The organism is Lentzea kristufekii, assembly GCF_033949925.1.
GTDB lineage: Bacteria > Actinomycetota > Actinomycetes > Mycobacteriales > Pseudonocardiaceae > Lentzea > Lentzea kristufekii.
Genome location: NZ_JAXAVV010000005.1, coordinates 63,342 through 79,898 on the forward strand (window position 1 = coordinate 63,342; position 16,557 = coordinate 79,898).

At 68.8% G+C, this 16,557-nt stretch carries 20 protein-coding genes and 2 tRNA genes; 14 read left to right on the top strand and 8 right to left on the bottom strand.

The features are described from left to right. Positions 1-8: 8 nt before the first annotated feature. A complete protein-coding gene (locus SK571_RS11815; protein ID WP_319984090.1) occupies positions 9-527 on the top strand; it encodes a Scr1 family TA system antitoxin-like transcriptional regulator in 519 nt (172 codons plus the stop codon). On the opposite strand, the gene SK571_RS11820 is transcribed toward SK571_RS11815, so the two are convergent. Next, complete coding sequence (locus tag SK571_RS11820) at positions 524-700, bottom strand: hypothetical protein (protein WP_319984091.1); 177 nt, start codon at positions 698-700, stop codon at positions 524-526. The two genes, SK571_RS11815 and SK571_RS11820, sit on opposite strands and share 4 nt — an antisense overlap. Before the next feature lie 82 nt (positions 701-782). On the opposite strand from SK571_RS11820, the gene SK571_RS11825 reads away from it, so the two are divergent. The 3 genes from SK571_RS11825 to SK571_RS11835 all read left to right on the top strand — a co-directional run bounded on the left by SK571_RS11825 (position 783) and on the right by SK571_RS11835 (position 3,354). Next, positions 783-1,340 (top strand): carboxymuconolactone decarboxylase family protein, encoded by a 558-nt coding sequence (locus SK571_RS11825; RefSeq protein ID WP_319984092.1) that lies wholly within the window; start codon positions 783-785, stop codon positions 1,338-1,340. 81 nt (positions 1,341-1,421) lie between these two features. Next, positions 1,422-2,540, top strand: coding sequence for a class I SAM-dependent methyltransferase (locus SK571_RS11830; protein ID WP_319984093.1), 1,119 nt, complete (start codon positions 1,422-1,424; stop codon positions 2,538-2,540). Between the two features lies 1 nt (position 2,541). Beyond that, positions 2,542-3,354, top strand: coding sequence for a class I SAM-dependent methyltransferase (locus tag SK571_RS11835; RefSeq protein WP_319984094.1), 813 nt, complete (start codon positions 2,542-2,544; stop codon positions 3,352-3,354). Positions 3,355-3,370: 16 nt separating this feature from the next. Here the strand turns inward: SK571_RS11835 and SK571_RS11840 are convergent, their stop codons facing one another. Together SK571_RS11840 and SK571_RS11845 are read right to left on the bottom strand one after the other, a co-directional pair. Beyond that, positions 3,371-3,997 (bottom strand): dioxygenase family protein, encoded by a 627-nt coding sequence (locus SK571_RS11840; RefSeq protein ID WP_319984095.1) that lies wholly within the window; start codon positions 3,995-3,997, stop codon positions 3,371-3,373. 111 nt (positions 3,998-4,108) lie between these two features. Beyond that, entirely contained in the window at positions 4,109-4,969 is an 861-nt protein-coding gene (locus SK571_RS11845) for a sigma-70 family RNA polymerase sigma factor (RefSeq protein WP_319984096.1), read from the bottom strand. 35 nt (positions 4,970-5,004) lie between these two features. On the opposite strand from SK571_RS11845, the gene dnaG reads away from it, so the two are divergent. The 3 genes from dnaG to SK571_RS11860 are packed head-to-tail and all read left to right on the top strand — an operon-like array spanning position 5,005 to position 8,159. Beyond that, positions 5,005-6,894, top strand: coding sequence for a DNA primase (gene dnaG, locus SK571_RS11850; protein ID WP_319984097.1), 1,890 nt, complete (start codon positions 5,005-5,007; stop codon positions 6,892-6,894). After that, on the top strand, positions 6,894-7,394 hold the full coding sequence (locus SK571_RS11855; protein ID WP_319984098.1) for a hypothetical protein: 501 nt from the start codon (positions 6,894-6,896) through the stop codon (positions 7,392-7,394). Before dnaG ends, SK571_RS11855 begins: the two co-directional genes overlap by 1 nt. 24 nt (positions 7,395-7,418) lie before the next feature. After that, the gene (locus SK571_RS11860; protein WP_319984099.1) at positions 7,419-8,159 is read left to right on the top strand and encodes a trans-aconitate 2-methyltransferase; all 741 of its coding nucleotides are present in this window, start codon (positions 7,419-7,421) and stop codon (positions 8,157-8,159) included. 6 nt (positions 8,160-8,165) lie between these two features. Here SK571_RS11860 and SK571_RS11865 read toward each other — a convergent pair whose 3' ends face one another. Then, complete coding sequence (locus tag SK571_RS11865) at positions 8,166-8,447, bottom strand: YtxH domain-containing protein (RefSeq protein WP_266042505.1); 282 nt, start codon at positions 8,445-8,447, stop codon at positions 8,166-8,168. Between the two features lie 143 nt (positions 8,448-8,590). Between SK571_RS11865 and SK571_RS11870 the strand changes: the two genes are divergently transcribed. Further along, positions 8,591-8,663, top strand: a tRNA-Asn gene (locus SK571_RS11870). Between the two features lie 70 nt (positions 8,664-8,733). Further along, positions 8,734-9,594, top strand: a complete 861-nt coding sequence (locus SK571_RS11875; protein WP_319984100.1) for an oxygenase MpaB family protein — start codon at positions 8,734-8,736, stop codon at positions 9,592-9,594. On the opposite strand, the gene SK571_RS11880 is transcribed toward SK571_RS11875, so the two are convergent. After that, complete coding sequence (locus tag SK571_RS11880) at positions 9,549-10,010, bottom strand: GNAT family N-acetyltransferase (RefSeq protein WP_319984101.1); 462 nt, start codon at positions 10,008-10,010, stop codon at positions 9,549-9,551. The genes SK571_RS11875 and SK571_RS11880 overlap by 46 nt on opposite strands. 110 nt (positions 10,011-10,120) lie before the next feature. On the opposite strand from SK571_RS11880, the gene SK571_RS11885 reads away from it, so the two are divergent. Both SK571_RS11885 and SK571_RS11890 read left to right on the top strand, forming a co-directional pair. After that, positions 10,121-10,198 (top strand) — tRNA-Ile (locus SK571_RS11885). A 74-nt stretch (positions 10,199-10,272) separates the two neighbouring features. Next, complete coding sequence (locus SK571_RS11890) at positions 10,273-11,004, top strand: DUF7873 family protein (protein ID WP_319984102.1); 732 nt, start codon at positions 10,273-10,275, stop codon at positions 11,002-11,004. 419 nt (positions 11,005-11,423) lie between these two features. Here SK571_RS11890 and SK571_RS11895 read toward each other — a convergent pair whose 3' ends face one another. Beyond that, positions 11,424-11,978, bottom strand: a complete 555-nt coding sequence (locus SK571_RS11895; RefSeq protein WP_319984103.1) for a TetR/AcrR family transcriptional regulator — start codon at positions 11,976-11,978, stop codon at positions 11,424-11,426. Between the two features lie 111 nt (positions 11,979-12,089). Between SK571_RS11895 and SK571_RS11900 the strand changes: the two genes are divergently transcribed. Continuing rightward, positions 12,090-12,791 carry an SDR family NAD(P)-dependent oxidoreductase gene (locus SK571_RS11900; RefSeq protein ID WP_319984104.1) on the top strand — a complete coding sequence of 234 codons (702 nt, stop codon included), beginning with the start codon at positions 12,090-12,092 and terminating at the stop codon, positions 12,789-12,791. Here SK571_RS11900 and SK571_RS11905 read toward each other — a convergent pair. After that, positions 12,788-13,519 carry an AraC family transcriptional regulator gene (locus SK571_RS11905; protein WP_319984105.1) on the bottom strand — a complete coding sequence of 244 codons (732 nt, stop codon included), beginning with the start codon at positions 13,517-13,519 and terminating at the stop codon, positions 12,788-12,790. The two genes, SK571_RS11900 and SK571_RS11905, sit on opposite strands and share 4 nt — an antisense overlap. 55 nt (positions 13,520-13,574) lie before the next feature. Here SK571_RS11905 and SK571_RS11910 point away from each other — a divergent pair, with 55 nt between their 5' ends. Together SK571_RS11910 and SK571_RS11915 are read left to right on the top strand one after the other, a co-directional pair. Next, on the top strand, positions 13,575-14,708 hold the full coding sequence (locus SK571_RS11910; RefSeq protein WP_319984106.1) for an MFS transporter: 1,134 nt from the start codon (positions 13,575-13,577) through the stop codon (positions 14,706-14,708). A 31-nt stretch (positions 14,709-14,739) separates the two neighbouring features. Continuing rightward, positions 14,740-15,609 (top strand): exodeoxyribonuclease III, encoded by an 870-nt coding sequence (locus SK571_RS11915; protein WP_319984107.1) that lies wholly within the window; start codon positions 14,740-14,742, stop codon positions 15,607-15,609. Here SK571_RS11915 and SK571_RS11920 read toward each other — a convergent pair. Beyond that, a complete protein-coding gene (locus SK571_RS11920; protein ID WP_319984108.1) occupies positions 15,587-16,540 on the bottom strand; it encodes an HNH endonuclease in 954 nt (317 codons plus the stop codon). The genes SK571_RS11915 and SK571_RS11920 overlap by 23 nt on opposite strands. Between the last annotated feature and the right edge of the window lie 17 nt (positions 16,541-16,557).

Here is a 16,557-nt window from a genome sequence, read left to right on the forward strand (position 1 = left end):
TTCCACCCATGACCCAGCACGGTGCAGGTGAGCAACTCGTGGTGCTCGCCGCAGCGGGCGCCACCCAGATCACCTGCTTCAGCGGCGTCACCATTCCCGTCCTGCTCAGAACCGAGTGCTACGCGAAGGCGCTGGCCAGCGCACTGGGGCTCGCGCCGACGCCGGAACTGCAACGCGACGGCGTGCTGCCGCAGTGCGTGTTCTTCATCCACGAGTACGCGCTGCGCACCGTCGTCGGCGGCAACCGGCTGATGGAGGACCAGGTCCTGCACCTGCTGTTCCACGCGCCGTCGATCCGGGTCGTGCCGGCCAGCGCGGGCGGGGCGGCGGCGGTCGGGCTCGACTACGCGCTCATCCAGTACGAGCACGAACCGCCGCTGGTCTACCTCGCGAACTGGACGCTCGCCAGCGACGCGGCGACCGTGGAACGGGCCGTGGCCATCTTTCAGCGCATGCACGCCGTCGCGCTCGACAACGAGAAGTCGCGCGATGTGCTCATGGAATATGTGGCCGTGTACGACCGCTAGGGCGTGTTGCGGCGCAGGAACAGCCGCATGCCGTTCTCACCGGGCAGCGCGCACAGCAGGAGTTTGACGTTCTGGTGTCGCACCGGGACCGCACACGAATCGCCTGCCAGCAGCGTTCCCGCCAGCAGGCCGGCCGACTCGTGGTCCATGTCCAGCACGAAGTCGTTGCTCATGGAGGGACCCTATGAGTAGACCGGCTCGCGCCCCAGTCACCCAAAGGTGTCACGTTCCGGCGGGCCACCTCGTCCAGTGAGCATGACGAGGATCAAGGGAATCACGAAGAAGGACGCCGGCCCGCTGCTCAGGGCCGTGTACTGGTTCGCGCGGCGCGAGTTCGGGGCGGTGCCGGAGCCCGTCACCGTGATGGCGCACCACCCGAAGCTGCTGATGGCGAGCGGCCGGCACGAGCTGGCGGTCAAGAAGGCGGTCCACGGGCCGTTGTTCGAGCTGTGCGTCTACCGGACGGCGGTGAAGCTCGGCTGTTCGTGGTGCGTCGACTTCGGCGCCATGCTCATGAAGCACGGCGGTCTCGACATCGAGCGCCTCAAGCACATCGACGAATACGCGACGTCGCCGCTGTTCACCGACCTCGAACGCAAGGCGCTCGCCTACGCCGACGCGATGACCGAGACTCCGGTCGCGGTCACCGACGAGCAGGTCGCCGAGCTGGAGAAGTTGCTGGGGCGCAAGGAACTGATCGCGCTGACCTACCAGGTCGCGCTGGAGAACCAGCGGGCCCGGTTCAACAGCGCGTTCGACATCAAGGACCAGGGATTCACCAGTGGTGACGCCTGCCGCGTGCCGCTGACCTAGACGCTCGGATCGCGCACGCTGACCGAGCCGGGCGGATAGAGTCCGTTGGCGAACCACGCCAAGCATCTGGGGAGTAGCGGCATGCCGGTCGATCGATTCAAGTCCACCTGGGAGGACCTCGGACGGGTCGACCCGCTGTGGGCGGTGCTCACCGATCCGGAGCGGCGCAACGGCGGCTGGGAGCTCGACGAGTTCCTCGCCACCGCGACGGGGCCCATCGCCTCGGTGCGCAAGCTCGTCGACGAGGCCGGGCTGTCGTTCGGGGAACGGGTGGTCGACCTCGGGTGCGGCGCCGGACGGCTGTCCAACGCGCTCGCCGCGCACGTGCACGAGGTCGTGGGCGTCGACGTCGCGCAGTCGATGGTCGACGAGGCGAACCGGATCAACCAGTTCCCCGACCGGGTCAGCTTCGTCGCCTACGACGGGTACCGGCTGCCCTTCGCCGACGAGTCGTTCGACTCGGCGCTCAGCCTCATCTCCCTGCAGCACTCGCCGCCCGCCCTGCAGGTGCAGGCCCTGCTCGAACTGCAGCGGGTCGTCCGGCCGGGCGGCGTGCTCGTGTTCCAGCTCCCCTGCCGGCCCACCAAGCGCGAGGAGCTGTCGGCGGAGGGCATGCGGGCGAGCATCGAGCTGATCGACGTGCCCACCCCCGTCGGAGTCGGTCAGACCGTGACCGTGCGGGCCCGGGTCACCAACGTCAGCGCGCACACCTGGCCGTCCGGCCAGCTGATCAGGCTCGGCAACCACTGGCTCAAGGGCGACGAGCCGGTCACCTGGGACGACGGGCGCGCCGACCTGCCGCACGACCTCGCGCCCGGTGCCGCCGTCGAGCTGGAGCTGGAGATCGTCGCGCCGGAGGAGACCGGGGAGTACCACCTCGAGCTGGACGTCGTGCAGGAGGCCGTGACCTGGTGGGCCGCGGTCGGCAGCACGCCGACCCGGACCGAGGTGACCGTGGTGCCCGACGCCGTCGCCACCGCGTCCCCGTCCGGCGCCGGGCAGGAGGTCGTCATCGCGGCCCAGCAGGCGCCCCACCAGCGCAAGGACGGCGGCATCGAGATGTTCGGCGTCGACACGAACCTCGTCCGGCTGCTCTTCGCGCACTGCGGCTCGCAGGTCGTCAACATCGTTCCCGACGACATGGCCGGTGACGACTGGGAGAGCTTCACCTACGTCATCCGCCGGGGAGAGACGGTGTGACGTGGAGAAAGTCACCCTGACGGGCGCGCAGGAGACCATGCTCGCCACGCTGTACGGCCGTGCGCTCGACAGCGAGCGCCCCGCGTCCGTGCTGCACGACACCGAGGCGAAGCGCGCCGTCGACCGCATCGACTACGACTTCGCCAAGACCGGGATGAACACGATCACCGCGGTCGGTGTCGCCATCCGCGGCAGGGTGCTCGACGACTGGGCGCGTGAGTTCCTGCGGCGCACCCCGTCCTGCACCGTGCTGCACCTGGCCTGTGGCCTGGACACCCGCGCACACCGCGTCGAACGGCCGGACACCGTGCGGTGGGTCGACGTCGACATGCCGGACGTCGTTGCGTTGCGCCACAAGCTCTTGCCCGAACCTCGGGGTGACTACCGGCTCGTGGCGTCGTCGGTCACCGAGGACGCGTGGCTCGCCGAAGTGCCCGCGGATCGTCCGGTCGTGGCGGTGTTCGAGGGGCTCTCGATGTACCTCACGCAGGCGGAGGGGCACGCGTTGATCAGCAGGATCACCAGCCGGTTCTCCGGCGGTGAGCTGCTGTTCGACGTCTACGGCTCATGGGGGATCAAGCTGCAGAAGCTCGTGCCGGCTGTGCGCAACGCCGGCGCCACCTTGCACTGGGGCGTCGACGATCCGCGCGAGATCGAGGCGCTGCACCCCGGACTGACCACTGTGGACTCCTGGCGCAGCGTGGACCTGCCGCACCTGGACGCGTTGCCCAGGTCCGGCAGGATCCAGATGAAGGTCGTCAGCGCGATCCCGAAGCTCCGCGACGTCGGGAAGCTGCTGCGGATGCGCTGGTGAATTTCGGGCTGGTGGTTCAGGTTTCCAGGACGAAGTCGAACTTGGCGGTGTAGCGGTTGCCGACGAGCGGCCCGAGCTCGACCTCGCACTCGCGGTCGAGGTAGGCGTCGCGCCGGTTCAGGTAGGGCACGTTCATCCCGTACGCCCTGAGGTTGTCCGGGAAGAACAGCTGCGTGGTGAGGATCCGGCCACCGCGTGGCTGGGCCTTGACGTGGATGTGCGGTGTGCGGCCGGGGTAGTCCTTGGGCACGATCGTCTCCAGCACGTACGCGCCGGAGGCGTTGGTGAACTGGTGGCCGCGCATCTTGAACGTGGTGTTGTCGTACACGCCCCGGGCGTCCGCCTGCCAGAAGTCCAGCAGCGCGTTGGGGATCGGCTGGCACTTCATGGTGTAGACGAACCCGGTGATGCTGAGCACGATCCCGGTGACGCCGGGCGTGCGCAGGTTCGTGCGCTGCGGGGAGTTCCGCTTGAAGTAGGGACCCTCGATGTTCGACGGGGTGTCGTCGTCATCGACGCAGGTCGGGGTCAGGGGAAGGGGCGCGCTGCGCGCCGTGGTGGCGCCGGCGGCGGTCAGTGCGACCACGGCGGCCGCACCGGTCGCCAGGAACGCCCGGCGTGAGGGGATGTCGTGTTCGGGCATGTTCGAACTCCGGTGGTTGCAACCCGCGGCAGGGGGCTTGGGCTGACCAGCGGGCCGAACGTTAGCGCCGGAACGATCCCGGTTCCAGTTGTGGTCCAGACCAAAAGCGGGTCAGAACGCCACGTGGGTCAGCTTGTCCGGGTTCGCGATGTCGTAGACGGCCGCGACCTTGCCGTCGTGCACGGTGAACGCCGTCACGCGCGCCGTCACCTCGCCGTACGCGGGCATGAGCACGCCCAGTTCGCCGTTGACGAACACCGGCCGGTGCTCCTCCGGGTAGCCGTACTTGCGCATCAGGCCGAGGAAGAAGCGAGCGACCTTGTCCGCGCCGGAGACCGTGTTGACCGCCGTGCGCACCTTGCCGCCGCCGTCGCCGATCATCACCGCGTCGGGGTGCAGCAGTTCGAGCACGCCGTCGATGTCCCCGCTCGCCATGGCCCGCAGGAACTTCTCCAGCACCTCCTGCTGCTCGGCCAGCGCGGCACGGGGCGGCGGATCGGCGTCCGCGACGGCCTTGCGGGCGCGGGAGGCGTGCTTGCGCGCGGCCGCCTCCGAGACCTGCAGCACGTCGGCGATCTCGTTGAACGGCAAGGAGAACGCGTCGTGCAGCACGAACGCGACGCGCTGGTCCGGCGTGAGCCTGTCGAGCACCACCAGTGCGGCCATCCGCACACCGTCGGACTGCACCACGCTCGCCAGCGGGTCGTCCTCGCCGGTCGTGAGCAGCGGCTCGGGCAGCCACGAGCCCACGTACGTCTCGCGGCGCACGGCGGCCGAGCGCAGCCGGTCGAGGCAGATGCGGCTGACGACGGTCGTGAGCCAGCCGCGCGCGTCCTGCACGCCCTCGGCCTTCGCGAACCGCGGCCACGCCTCCTGCACGGCGTCCTCGGCGTCGGCGAAGCTGCCGGTCAGGCGGTACGCGACGCCGATCAGGTGCGTGCGGTGGAGTCCGAAGACGTCGGCGGTGGTCACGGTTGGCAGTTTGCCAGGGGATTAGACTCGGACGCGTGGCAGGACGCATCAGGGAGAGCGACATCGCATTGGTGCGTGAGCGCAGCCGTATCGACGAGGTCGTCGGTGACCAGGTTTCGCTGAAGCGGGCCGGCGGCGGAGCTCTCAAGGGGTTGTGCCCGTTCCACGACGAGAAGTCGCCGTCGTTCAACGTGCGTCCGTCGCACGGCACGTTCCACTGCTTCGGCTGCGGCGAGGGCGGCGACGTCATCGCCTTCGTGATGAAGGTCGAGCACCTGTCGTTCGTGGAGGCCGTCGAGCGGCTCGCGGACCGGGCGGGCATCCAGCTCACCTACGAGGGCGGCGGCGCCACGATCCAGCGCGACCGCGGCACCCGCAGCAGGCTCATCGAGGCGCACAAGGCGGCCGCCGAGTACTACGCCGAGCAGCTCGCGACGCCCGAGGCGCAGGCGGCGCGCGAGTTCCTGGCCGAGCGCGGCTTCGACGAGGCCGCCGCACGCCAGTTCGGCTGCGGTTTCGCGCCCGGCGGCTGGGACAAGCTCACGAAGCACCTGCTCGGCCGCGGGTTCGAGCTTCAGGAGCTGATCAAGTCGCAGCTCACCAAGGAGGGCCGCCAGGGGCCGATCGACCGGTTCCACCGGCGGTTGCTGTGGCCCATCAAGGAGATCAGCGGAGACGTCGTCGGGTTCGGCGCGCGGCGGATCTTCGACGACGACCCGATCCAGGCGAAGTACCTCAACACCAGCGAGTCGATGATCTACAAGAAGTCGCAGGTGCTGTTCGGGCTCGACCAGGCCAAGCGCGAGATCGCCAAGCGCAAGCAGGCGGTCATCGTCGAGGGCTACACCGACGTGATGGCGATGCACCTGGCCGGCGTGCCGACGGCGGTCGCCTCCTGCGGCACGGCGTTCGGCACGGACCACATGAACGTGCTGCGCAGGCTGCTGATCGACGACGACGTCAACGGCGAGGTCATCTTCACCTTCGACGGCGACGAGGCGGGCCAGAAGGCCGCGCTGAAGGCGTTCGACGGGGAGCAGCACTTCTCCGCGCAGACCTACATCGCGGTGGCGCCGGACGGCATGGACCCGTGCGAGCTGCGGCAGGCCAAGGGCGACGTGGCGGTGCGCGACCTGGTGGCGCGGCGCATCCCGTTGATCGAGTTCGCGATCAAGGCCCAGCTCAAGACCTACGACCTCGACTCCGTGGACGGCCGCGTCGAGGCCCTGAAGAAGATGGTGCCGTTCGTCGCGCAGATCAAGGACAGGGCCAAGCGCGACGGCTACGCGACGCGGCTCGCCTGGTGGGTGGGCTGGGACGACGAGGCGATGGTCGTGCGCCGGGTCCGCCAGGTCTCCAGCGGCAAGGCGCCGGTCGCCACCGCCCAGCGCGTCGACCCGAACCAGATGGCGCTGGGCGTGGAGGTCGACGGCCCGCCCCGGCCGAACCCGCGCGACCCCCGGCTCGTGCCCGAACGCGAGGTGCTCAAGATCGCGCTCCGGCTGCCCGAGTACGCCGGTCCGCTGTACGACTCGCTGCCGGACGAGTCCTTCACCGACCCGGCGTACGTGGCGCTGCACCGGGCGATCCGCGCGGCCGGTGGCGCGTCCTGCGGCCTCGAGGGTTCGGCGTACCTGGACGCGATCTCGCAGGCGTGTTCGCACGCGTCGGTGCGGTCGGTGCTGACCGAGCTCGCGGTGGAACCGTTGGCCGTCAAGCAGAACGACGAGTTCCGCTACGTGTCGATGGTCATCGCGCGGCTGCAGGAGGTCCAGGTCGGCAAGCAGGTCGAGGACGTGAAGTCGCGGCTGAGGCGGCTGTCCCCGATCAAGGACGCCGACGAGTACCGGGCGCTGTGGGGAGACCTGGTGGCGCTGGAGGAGTACCGCAAGGCGCTCCTGCAGCAGAGTGCTGGAGTGCTGTAGTGGGGTTGTTCCAACGGTTGTTCGGCAACGGTGCGCCGGACGGCTTCACCGGTTCGCTGGAGAACGACGAGACCGTGATCGCGCACGCGCCCGTGCAGACGGGCGGGCACATCGTGGTGACGTCGCTCGGGCTGTGGGTGCCGGGTGACGAACCGCGGCGGATCGGCTGGCACCTGATCAGCAAGGTGAAGTGGGAGGGCGCGCTGCGGGTCGTGGAGGCGGTCGAGGCCTCCGTCGAAGGGCCCGTCGTGCTGCTGGAGGACCTTCCCGCGCAACGGTTCGCACTGGACGACCCGCGGCGGGTGCTGCGGGCGATCAGCCAGCGCGTCGAGGGGTCGATCCGGGAGCGGGAGCGCGTCGAGTCGCCCGGTGTGTGGATCCTGCAGCGCAAGATTCCCGGCCGTGACGGCGTGGTGTGGCAGGCGCGCGGCGACGCCGGCGTGGATCTGGGAGCCGTGCGCGAGGCCGTTTCGGTGTTCGCTTCGAAGCTTGCGGGCTAGCAGTACGCGTGTACTGTTAGCCGCATGTGGGATCCGGCGCAGTACTTGGCCTTCGCCGATCACCGGGCGAGGCCGTTCTACGAACTCGTGGGGCGCGTGCGTGCTTCGGAGCCTCGTCGTGTCGTCGACGTGGGCTGCGGGCCCGGCAGCCTGACCTCGTCGCTGTCCGCGCGGTGGCCTTCCGCGGTGGTCGAGGCGTTCGACTCGTCTCCGGAGATGGTCGAGGCGGCACGTGCTGCCGGGGTCGACGCTCGCGTGGACGACGTGACCACGTGGGAACCGTTGCCGGACACCGATGTCGTGGTGTCGAACGCGGTTCTCCAGTGGGTCGTGTCACATCCCTCGATCGTGTCCAGGTGGGTCGCCGCCCTGCCGTCCGGCGCGTGGCTCGCGTTCCAGGTCCCCGGCAACTACGCGGACGCTTCGCACCGCCTGATCCGCGAGGTGGCGGGGGAGGGCCTGGCGCACGTCTTCCGTGCCGAGAAGCCGGTTCTGGACCCTGTCGAGTACGCCGACCTGCTCGGCGACTGCGCCGTCGCGGACGTCTGGGAGACCACGTACGTGCAGCGGCTCTCCGGCCCGGACCCGGTGCTCGAATGGGTGAGCGGCACGGCTTTGCGGCCTGTGCGCGCGGCACTGTCCTCAACGGACTGGGACGCCTATGTGGCGGAACTGGCGCCGCGGCTGCGTGAGGCGTACCCGCAGCGAGCCGACGGCACCACTTGGTTCCCCTTCAGGCGGATCTTCGCGGTCGCCCAGGTGTGAAGCTCGTCACTTCCGGGGCGTCATCGGAGGAGTGGCGGCCTTGCCGTTGGTCTCCTCGTGGTGGCGCCACGGAGCCTTCTCAGCTGCCTTTTCCGCGGCGTCCGTGGCCAGATCCTTCGCCTGAACTGCGGCTTCGAACGCCTTGTCCTTGGCTTGGGCTGCCGTCTTGCGCACCGTCGGGTTGGCGGTGAAGCGGTGCCAGAGGCGCACGATCTGGTCGTAACGCTCCCGTCCGGCCTTCGCGCCGAGCACGTAGCCGATCGCCGCACCTACCAAGATGCCCTTCATGTGGCGTCTCCTCTCGCATCGTGCCTGGTCATGGCCTATGTTGCCGCCAAGTGGGGGGTGCTTGCAAAACCCCTTTCGCGACTCATGTAGAGTTACCCACTGTCAGGAGGAACCAAGCCTGACGAGCTAGAACAACCGAACATTCCCCCATAGCTCAATTGGCAGAGCATGCGACTGTTAATCGCAGGGTTACTGGTTCGAGTCCAGTTGGGGGAGCTTAGCCACTAGGCCCCAGTCATCCGACTGGGGCCTAGTGCTTTGTCGGGCCTTGAGCCAGCTTGGACGGATGGCCACCCGCTTCGCGAACCTCCGCCGCATCTCCGCGCTCGACCCCGTGACCGAGCACGAGGAGATCATGCGCATCTCCGCCGGCCTGGAGTTCCCGTGGGACTACCAGAAGTCCCTCGAAATGGCGCTGTTCCGCACCTACTGCGTCCCGACGATCTCGGGCCTGCTGGAACGCACCGGAGAGTTCGAACGGCGCCCGCAGAAGCGCTACGACGACACGGCCGTCCTGATGGCCGAACTGGTGGAGCACGGCTACGACTCCGCACGCGGCCGTGAGGCACTGCGCGTCGTCAACCGCCAGCACGGCCGTTACGAGATCTCGAACGACGACATGCTCTACGTGCTGTCGACGTTCATCTACGACCCGATCGACTGGCTGCGCCGCTACGGCTGGCGTCCGCTGACCCGCAACGAAGAACTGGCCGGGTTCCACTTCTACCGCGCGGTCGGCGCCCGCATGGGCATCAGGGACATCCCGGCCGGCTACGACGAGTTCCTGGCCTTCAAGACGGCCTACGAGCAGGAGCACTTCGTGTTCGCGCCGTCGAACCGCCGCATCGGCCAGTACACGCTGGACCTGTTCTGCTCGTGGTACCCGTCCGTCGCGCGTCCGGTGGTCGCACGGGCCGTGGTCGCGATGCTGGACCCGGCGATGGTGCGAGCGTTCGGGTTCGCAGCGCCGCCTTCGTGGGTCGGGGCTTGGGGACGGCTTGCGTTGCGGCTGAGGGCTTTCGTCGTGCGCCGGATGCCGGTGCGCAAGGCGCTGAAGCTCACCAGCACCCGCAACCGCACCTACCCGGGCTACCCGCGCGGCTACCGGCCGTCGGACCTGGGCGCGATCTCCAGCACGGCCCGCTGACCGTTGAACGCGAAGCCCATCGCCTTCAGGAACTCGTTGCCGGGCTTGAAGTCGTCGAGCCGCACGTGCACGCGCGTGACGTCCGGGAAGCGCTCGGCCAGGGCCTTCGCCATCTCCCTGCCGATGCCCCACCGGCGCAGGTCCCTCGGCACGAGGAAGAACCCGATGCTCGCCTCACCCCGCGCAGGGTGGCCGACCACCAGGTCCACGAATCCGATCATGCCCTGCGCCTGCGCGACCAGGAGGTGCTTCTGCTCGAACGCGGCCCCCTCGGGCAACGCGTAGAAGAGGCTCTGCACGTCACCGGGCCCGGACGGATGCCCCGTGGCGGCCTGGAACCAGTCGTCGCAGTCGGCGAACAGCGCCAGCACCTCCGGCTCGTCCGCCGGGGTGAAGTCGCGGAGGGTCAAACGCACGCGTCCACCCTATGTGTCGCTCGCCACGGGGGTGTGCAAGGCCCGTTCGGACTGATCGGTATCCTCCACCACGCGGTGTCAGCGGCTCGGGGGGATCCGCGGCTGCGAGGGGGGCAGTAGCTCAGCTGGTCAGAGCAGCGGACTCATAATCCGTCAGGTCGTGGGTTCGAGCCCCACCTGCCCCACCACCTCCACCAGGTCAAATCGCGTGCGGACGCGGCTTTTCGGTGGGTAGGGTGCGCGAGACCAAGGGGGGTGCGGCATGACGAAGCTGAACCAGATCATCGCGGTGGAGAAGAGTGTCAAGGGCGGCACGCTCCGGGATCTCACGGACGCGCACCACGGGTTGCAGAAGCCCGCGCTGCTGGCCGGCATCTCCCGGACGTACCAGCCGAAGGACGAGGACGGCGAGGTGCTGCCGCCGGAGTCCACCCGTGTGCAGATCAAGGCCGAGGACGTGCTGCGGAAGACCGCCGCCGTGATGACCCGGCTCTTCGACGTCACGGCGACCAAGGACTGGGCCAACTGCGTCGCGAAGGCCGACGTGGTGGTCGACGGGCGGACGTTGCTCCGCGACGTGCCGGTGTCGTACCTGCTGTTCCTCGAGAAGCAGCTGACCGACCTGCACACCTTCGTGAAGAAGCTGCCCCTGCTGGACGCGGCCGAGGACTGGAACTTCGACGAGTCCGCCGACTACTGGCGGACCGAGCAGGTCCGGACCATCCGCACCAAGAAGGTGCCGCGCAACCACGTCAAGGCCGAGGCCACGGAGAAGCACCCGGCGCAGGTCGAGGTGTACTACGAGGACATTCCGGTGGGGTACTGGACCACGGTGAAGTTCTCCGGTGCGCTGCCCGCCCGGCGGGTCAACGAGCTCGTCGACCGGGTCGAGAAGCTCCAGCACGCGGTGAAGTTCGCTCGCGAGGAAGCCAACAGCCTGGAGATCACCGACCAGCGCGTCGGCGAGGTCGTCTTCGACTACCTCTTCCGATAGCGTCCACAGACTCCCCCGCTGGAGCGCGGGGGATGCGCTCCCACAAGGGAGCGTGAAGCTGAAACTGAAACGTCAGCCTGAACCACTCGGTCACCAGTGGAGGTTCGAATCCTCCTCCCGGCACCATCACGCCGGGGTAGCCCAATCGGTAGAGGCAAGCCGGGATCACACTCAGACTCTCGCTCCAGAATCAGCATTTCCGCCGAACGCCAGATCACTCGAGACCGGACAAGACTCGCCGAGGTGCAGGTTCGAATCCTGCTGGCCGCTTCACCCGTGCGGCCGTAGCTCAACGGAAGAGCGCGGCGACCTAAGGACTGATCCGACTCTTAAACGTCGCTGGTGTGCGCAAATGGGCGGCAAACCGGGGCCCTGGACTGGACATGTCCGGGGCCCCACCCGCGTTCAGCGGCGCTTTCCTACGCGCGCAGGCCTTCGACGTAGATCGACAGGAAGCGCCGCCACTCGCCGGGCGAGTCGCGGATCACCTGGGCCATCGCCCTGGTCAGCGTGGCCAGGTCGGTGATCGAGTAGTCGGCGCGCAGCACGCCCGCCGCCAGGGCGCGGTCGATCAGGATCCCCGCGTGGCCGACGCCGCGGTGGCAGGCCGAGACCACCTCTGGGGCGTTCGGCAGGTCGCGGGCCAGGATGTCGTTGAGGCCCCGGTCCTCCGCCTGCAACGCGTAGATGTCGTCCAGGTAGCTGGCGAAGGCTTGCCAGGGGTCCGGTTCGGCCAGGGCCTTGCCGCCGATGACGTCCAGGGCGGCCAGGCGCTGCGGGAAGATCTGCGCCACGAAGTCGTCGCGGGTCGGGAAGTGCTTGTACAGCGTGCCGATGCTGACCTCGGCCTTGCGGGCGATGTGTTCCAGGGGCACGTCGAGGCCGCGTTCCGCGAACAGTTCCGCGGCCGCTGCCAGCAGCTTGTCCCTGTTTCGTGCCGCGTCCGCACGCAGGGGCCTCGACGCGGTGACCATGGGGCGGATCCTACTCGGGCGTTAAGTCGAGGGCGTCCTCGATTTCTGTGGTAGCGTCGGCGGGCATAAGTCGAGGGTGGCCTCGAATTAGCCTTCGGAAGGACGAAACCCATGTCTCCCACCGCTGTTGTGCTCGGGGCCGGTCCCGGGCTCGGCATGTCCATCGCTCATCGCTTCGGGCGCGAGGGCTACGACGTCGCGCTGCTCTCGCGTCGCAGTGATAGGCACGGCGACTACCTGGAGTCCCTCGCCGCCGCCGGCGTGCAGGGGCGGGCGTTCGCCGTCGACGTCCGCGACCGCGAGCAGCTGCTGTCCACTTTGGACGAGGTCGGTCCGGTGGACGTCGTGTACTACGGGCCTGGTGCCACCGATCTGAGGGACATGCCCGGTGAGATCACGTCGACCACGTCCGACGATGCCCGCGACGCGATGAACTGGCTCTACCCGGCTGTCGACGTCGTCCAGCACGTGCTGCCGGGCGTGGTCGAGCGCGGGGGTGGCCTGCTGTTCGCCGGCGGGCTGAGCGCGGTGCGGCCGATGCCGGTGCTCGGTGCGCTCGCGCTGTCGAGTGCCGCGTTGCGCAACTACGCCGTGACGCTGAACGCGGCGTTGGCCGAGAACGGCGTGTACGCGGGCACGCTCACCATCGGTGGCGTGGTCGAACGTGGCGACATCCACCAGACGGTGAAGTCCATGCCCGAGCAGTTCGGCTCACTGGCCGGGCACACCCTGAACCCGGACGACGTCGCGGAGACCGCGTGGCAGATGTTCGTGAAGCGGGACCGCGCGGAGGAGGTGTTCTCGACGCTCTAGAGGTACGAACCCGGAGTGTGGCCGAGGGAGCGGCGGAAGACGTCGATGAACGCGCTCGACGTGGCGAATCCGCACCGCAGGGCGACGGCGGTGACGGGCTGGCCCTCGGCGAGCAGGCGCAGGGCGTGGTAGAGCCGCACCTGCGTGCGCCACTGGGGGAAGGTCATGCCCATCTCGTCGCGGAACAGCCTGGTCAGCGTCCTGCCGCTCGCGCCTGCCTCGCGGCCGAGCGCTTCGAGACCGCGTGTGTCCGAGGGGTCGGTCTCGAGCGTCGCGCAGACCGCCGCGAGCCTGGGGTCGCGGGCGGCGGGGACGCGCACCGGTTGTTCGGACGCGGCGGCCAGTTGGTCGAGCAGTACCGAACGCATTCGTTTGCCCGCAGGGGTTTCTCGATCGGTGCGCTCTGTGTAGGCGATGAGCAGCTCACGCAGCAGAGGGGAGACGGCGAGTGCCGTCGGCTCGTGGAGCTTCAGCGGGTTCTGCTTGAGCCCGAGGAAATGCAGCCGTGTGACGCCGTACGCGCGATGTGAGTGCACGGTGCCGGACGGGATCCACAACGCACGGTGCGCGGGCGCGATCCAGCGTGACGCCTCCGTGTGCACGGCCACGACGCCGCGGCTGGCGTAGACGATCTGGTGCTCGTCGTGCCAGTGCGCGGTGACACCACCGGCGGCCGCCAGGTCGCGGCTCGTGGTCGGCGCCGCCGGCAGATGGCGAGAATTCGACATACATCGGCAGAATATCGGAATCGCGAACGCACTGGCCGGCGCGACGATTCGGTGCGTGAACAACTCTCGCCGGCGGATGTCGCTCCTGGTCGCCGGACACGCGGTGAACGACCTCTACCAGGGAGCCGTTCCCGCCATCGTCCCGTTCCTCGTCGCCGAACGCTCCTACGGCTACGTCGCGGCGGCGGGCATCACCGTCGCCGCGACGCTGCTGTCGTCGGTCGTGCAACCGTTGTTCGGGGTGTTGACCGATCGTCGGCCCATGCCGTGGCTGGTTCCTGCCGGCATGACGCTCGCCGGCGTGGGCATCGGGTTGTCCGGGCTGAGCGACTCGTACCTGGTGACGTGGCTCGCGATCGCGTTGTCGGGCCTCGGTGTCGCCGCGTACCACCCCGAAGCCGCCCGTCTCGCGCGTCGCGTCGCGCAGGACAGTCACGTCGGCATGAGCTGGTTCGCGGTGGGCGGCAACGTCGGGTTCGCCCTGGGGCCCGTGCTCGTCACGCCGGTGCTGGCGTTCGGCGGGCTCGCGTGGAGTCCGTTGCTCGCGGTTCCCGCGCTGGTGGGAGGCGCGTTGACGACGGTGGCGCTGCGCGGGGTGCACGGCGCTGCCGCCACGGCCCAGGCTTCGGCAGGCCGGGACGACTGGGGTCAGTTCAGCAGGCTGACGGTGGTGATCGTCGCGCGGTCGATGGTGACGTTCGGGCTCGGCACGTTCCTCGCGATCTGGGTGACCGACCGCGTCGGCGGCGGCCCGGCGGCCGGAGCGGCGGCGCTGGTCGTGCTGTTCGGAGCCGGTGCAGCGAGCACGTTGCTCGGCGGCGTGCTGGCCGGACGGTTCGGACGCGTCCGTGTCCTCCAGGTGTCTTATGCGGTCGCGGTGCCCGCGGTCGCTGGAGTCGCGTTGGTACCAGGTCCGGCCGTGTACCTGATGGTCGCGCTCACGGCCGTGGCGCTGTACGTGCCGTTCTCGCTGCACGTCACCCTCGGCCAGGACTACCTGCCCAACCGCCTCGGCACCGCCGGCGGCGTCACGCTCGGCCTCGCGGTCAGCATCGGCGGCCTGGGCTCTCCGGTCGTCGGTGCCATCGCGGGCGTGTGGAACCTCCAGTGGGGCCTGCTGTCTCTCGTAGTGCTGCCCATCGTCGCGTGGGTAGCAGCACGCGGTTTGCGCTCACCTGTGCGCGTCTAGCTCCATGCGGGCTCTAGCCGCGTTGACTACCGTGGAGCGCGTGCGAGTGGCGACCTGGAACGTGAACTCCGTCAAGCAACGCGTACCCCGCCTGCTGCCGTGGCTGGACCAGCGGCAGCCGGACGTCGTGTGCCTGCAGGAGACCAAACTGGCCGACGACGCCTTCACCACGTTGCTCGGAGACGCCCTCGAGGAACGCGGCTACGAGTTCGCCCTGTTCGGCGAAACCCAGTGGAACGGCGTGGCCATCCTCTCCCGCGTAGGCCTCGACGACGTGGCGGTAGGCGTAGCGGGCGCACCAGGTTTTCCGCACATCGAGGCACGCGCCGTAGCCGCGACGTGCGGCGGCGTGCGCGTCCACTCGCTGTACGTGCCGAACGGCCGTGAGCCGGAGTCGGACCACTACAAGTACAAGCTGGAGTGGTTGGCAGCACTGCGCGACGTGCTGGAGGCAGGCCCTTCGGACGCCCTGGTGTGCGGTGACATCAACATCGCCCCGACCGACGCGGACCTGTTCGACCCCGAGGCCTACATCGGTCAGACCCACGTCACCGAACCCGAACGCGCCGCATTGCAGGCCATCAAAGCGTTGGGGTTCCACGACGTCGTGCGCGACCGTTGGCCCACCGAACGGATCTTCAGCTACTGGGACTACCGGGCCGGCATGTTCCACCGCGACCTCGGCATGCGGATCGACCTGATCCTCGCGTCCGGCTCCGTCGCACCGCGGGCCAAGGCCGCGTGGATCGACCGGCACGCGCGCAAGGGCACCGGGCCCAGCGATCACGCGCCGGTGATCGTGGATCTGGACGAGGCGCCGGACGGGGACATCGGGCCCGTGGTGCCGCCGCCTTCGTCGCCGGGCTCGAAGAAGAAGGTCAAACTGCCTCAGGCGAAGTAGGCCGCATCTGCTCCCAGTGCCTGCGCAGCCACTCGCGCTGCCCCTTGGTGGGCGTCGGGTGCAGGGGCTTGCCGTGGAACCTGGTGTACTCGTCGTAGTCCGCCAGGTTCGGGTGCACGTCGATGTGCAGGGTGTTCGGATCCACCGCCAGCAGGCCCTCGTCGAAGAGCCGGTGGATGTCTCGACGCATCAGGAACCCGCCGTCCGCGTGGTGCACACCGGTTTCGGCGTAGCTGTAGAGGTGCGCCGCCTCCAGGACCGCGGGTGGAGCGTTCCCGGTGAACGCGCACTCGTTGCCGTACCTGGTCAACAGGTCGCCGCGGAACGCCTCCTGACCGACGCGCACCCGCACGTAGGCCTTCTTGTGGCCGCTGGTCACGTACTCCGCCGCCGCGTCGATCCGGCTCAGGGTGGTCGGCGCGGGGACCGATCCGATCGCCTCGCGGAAGCGGTCGTAGTCGAGCTCACGGATGCTGTGCTGTGACCCGGGCTGCAGGCAGAGCTCACGGAGTTGCTTGCTGCTCATCCGACCGTAGAGGTCCATCCAGTCCACGTCGTGCTTGGTGCGGTAGGTGACAACCTCCACCATCCGCGGTGTCAGCTGGTCGAACTCCGCACCGCATCCGGCGCGGTAGCACTTGATGGGAGGAACCATCCTGGTGCGCACCTCGACCTTGGAGCTGCCGCACTTCTCGCAGCGATAGGTGGGCTTCTCGCTCTTGCCGTGCTTGATCGACTCGATGACCGAGGCGCCGAGCAACCGATGCTTGTCCCGCAGCACGATCACGTGACCGGCCTTGGGGCCCTCGTGGTTCGGGACCTTGCTGTCCCAGCTGTAGTGCGACGACGGGAAGTCGTCGTAACCGTCGTTGCTAGCCCGTGAACGGTCGTCGCCTGCCGCCAACACCAGCCAAGCGGTCGTGTCCCCCATGGTGGACAGATCGCAAC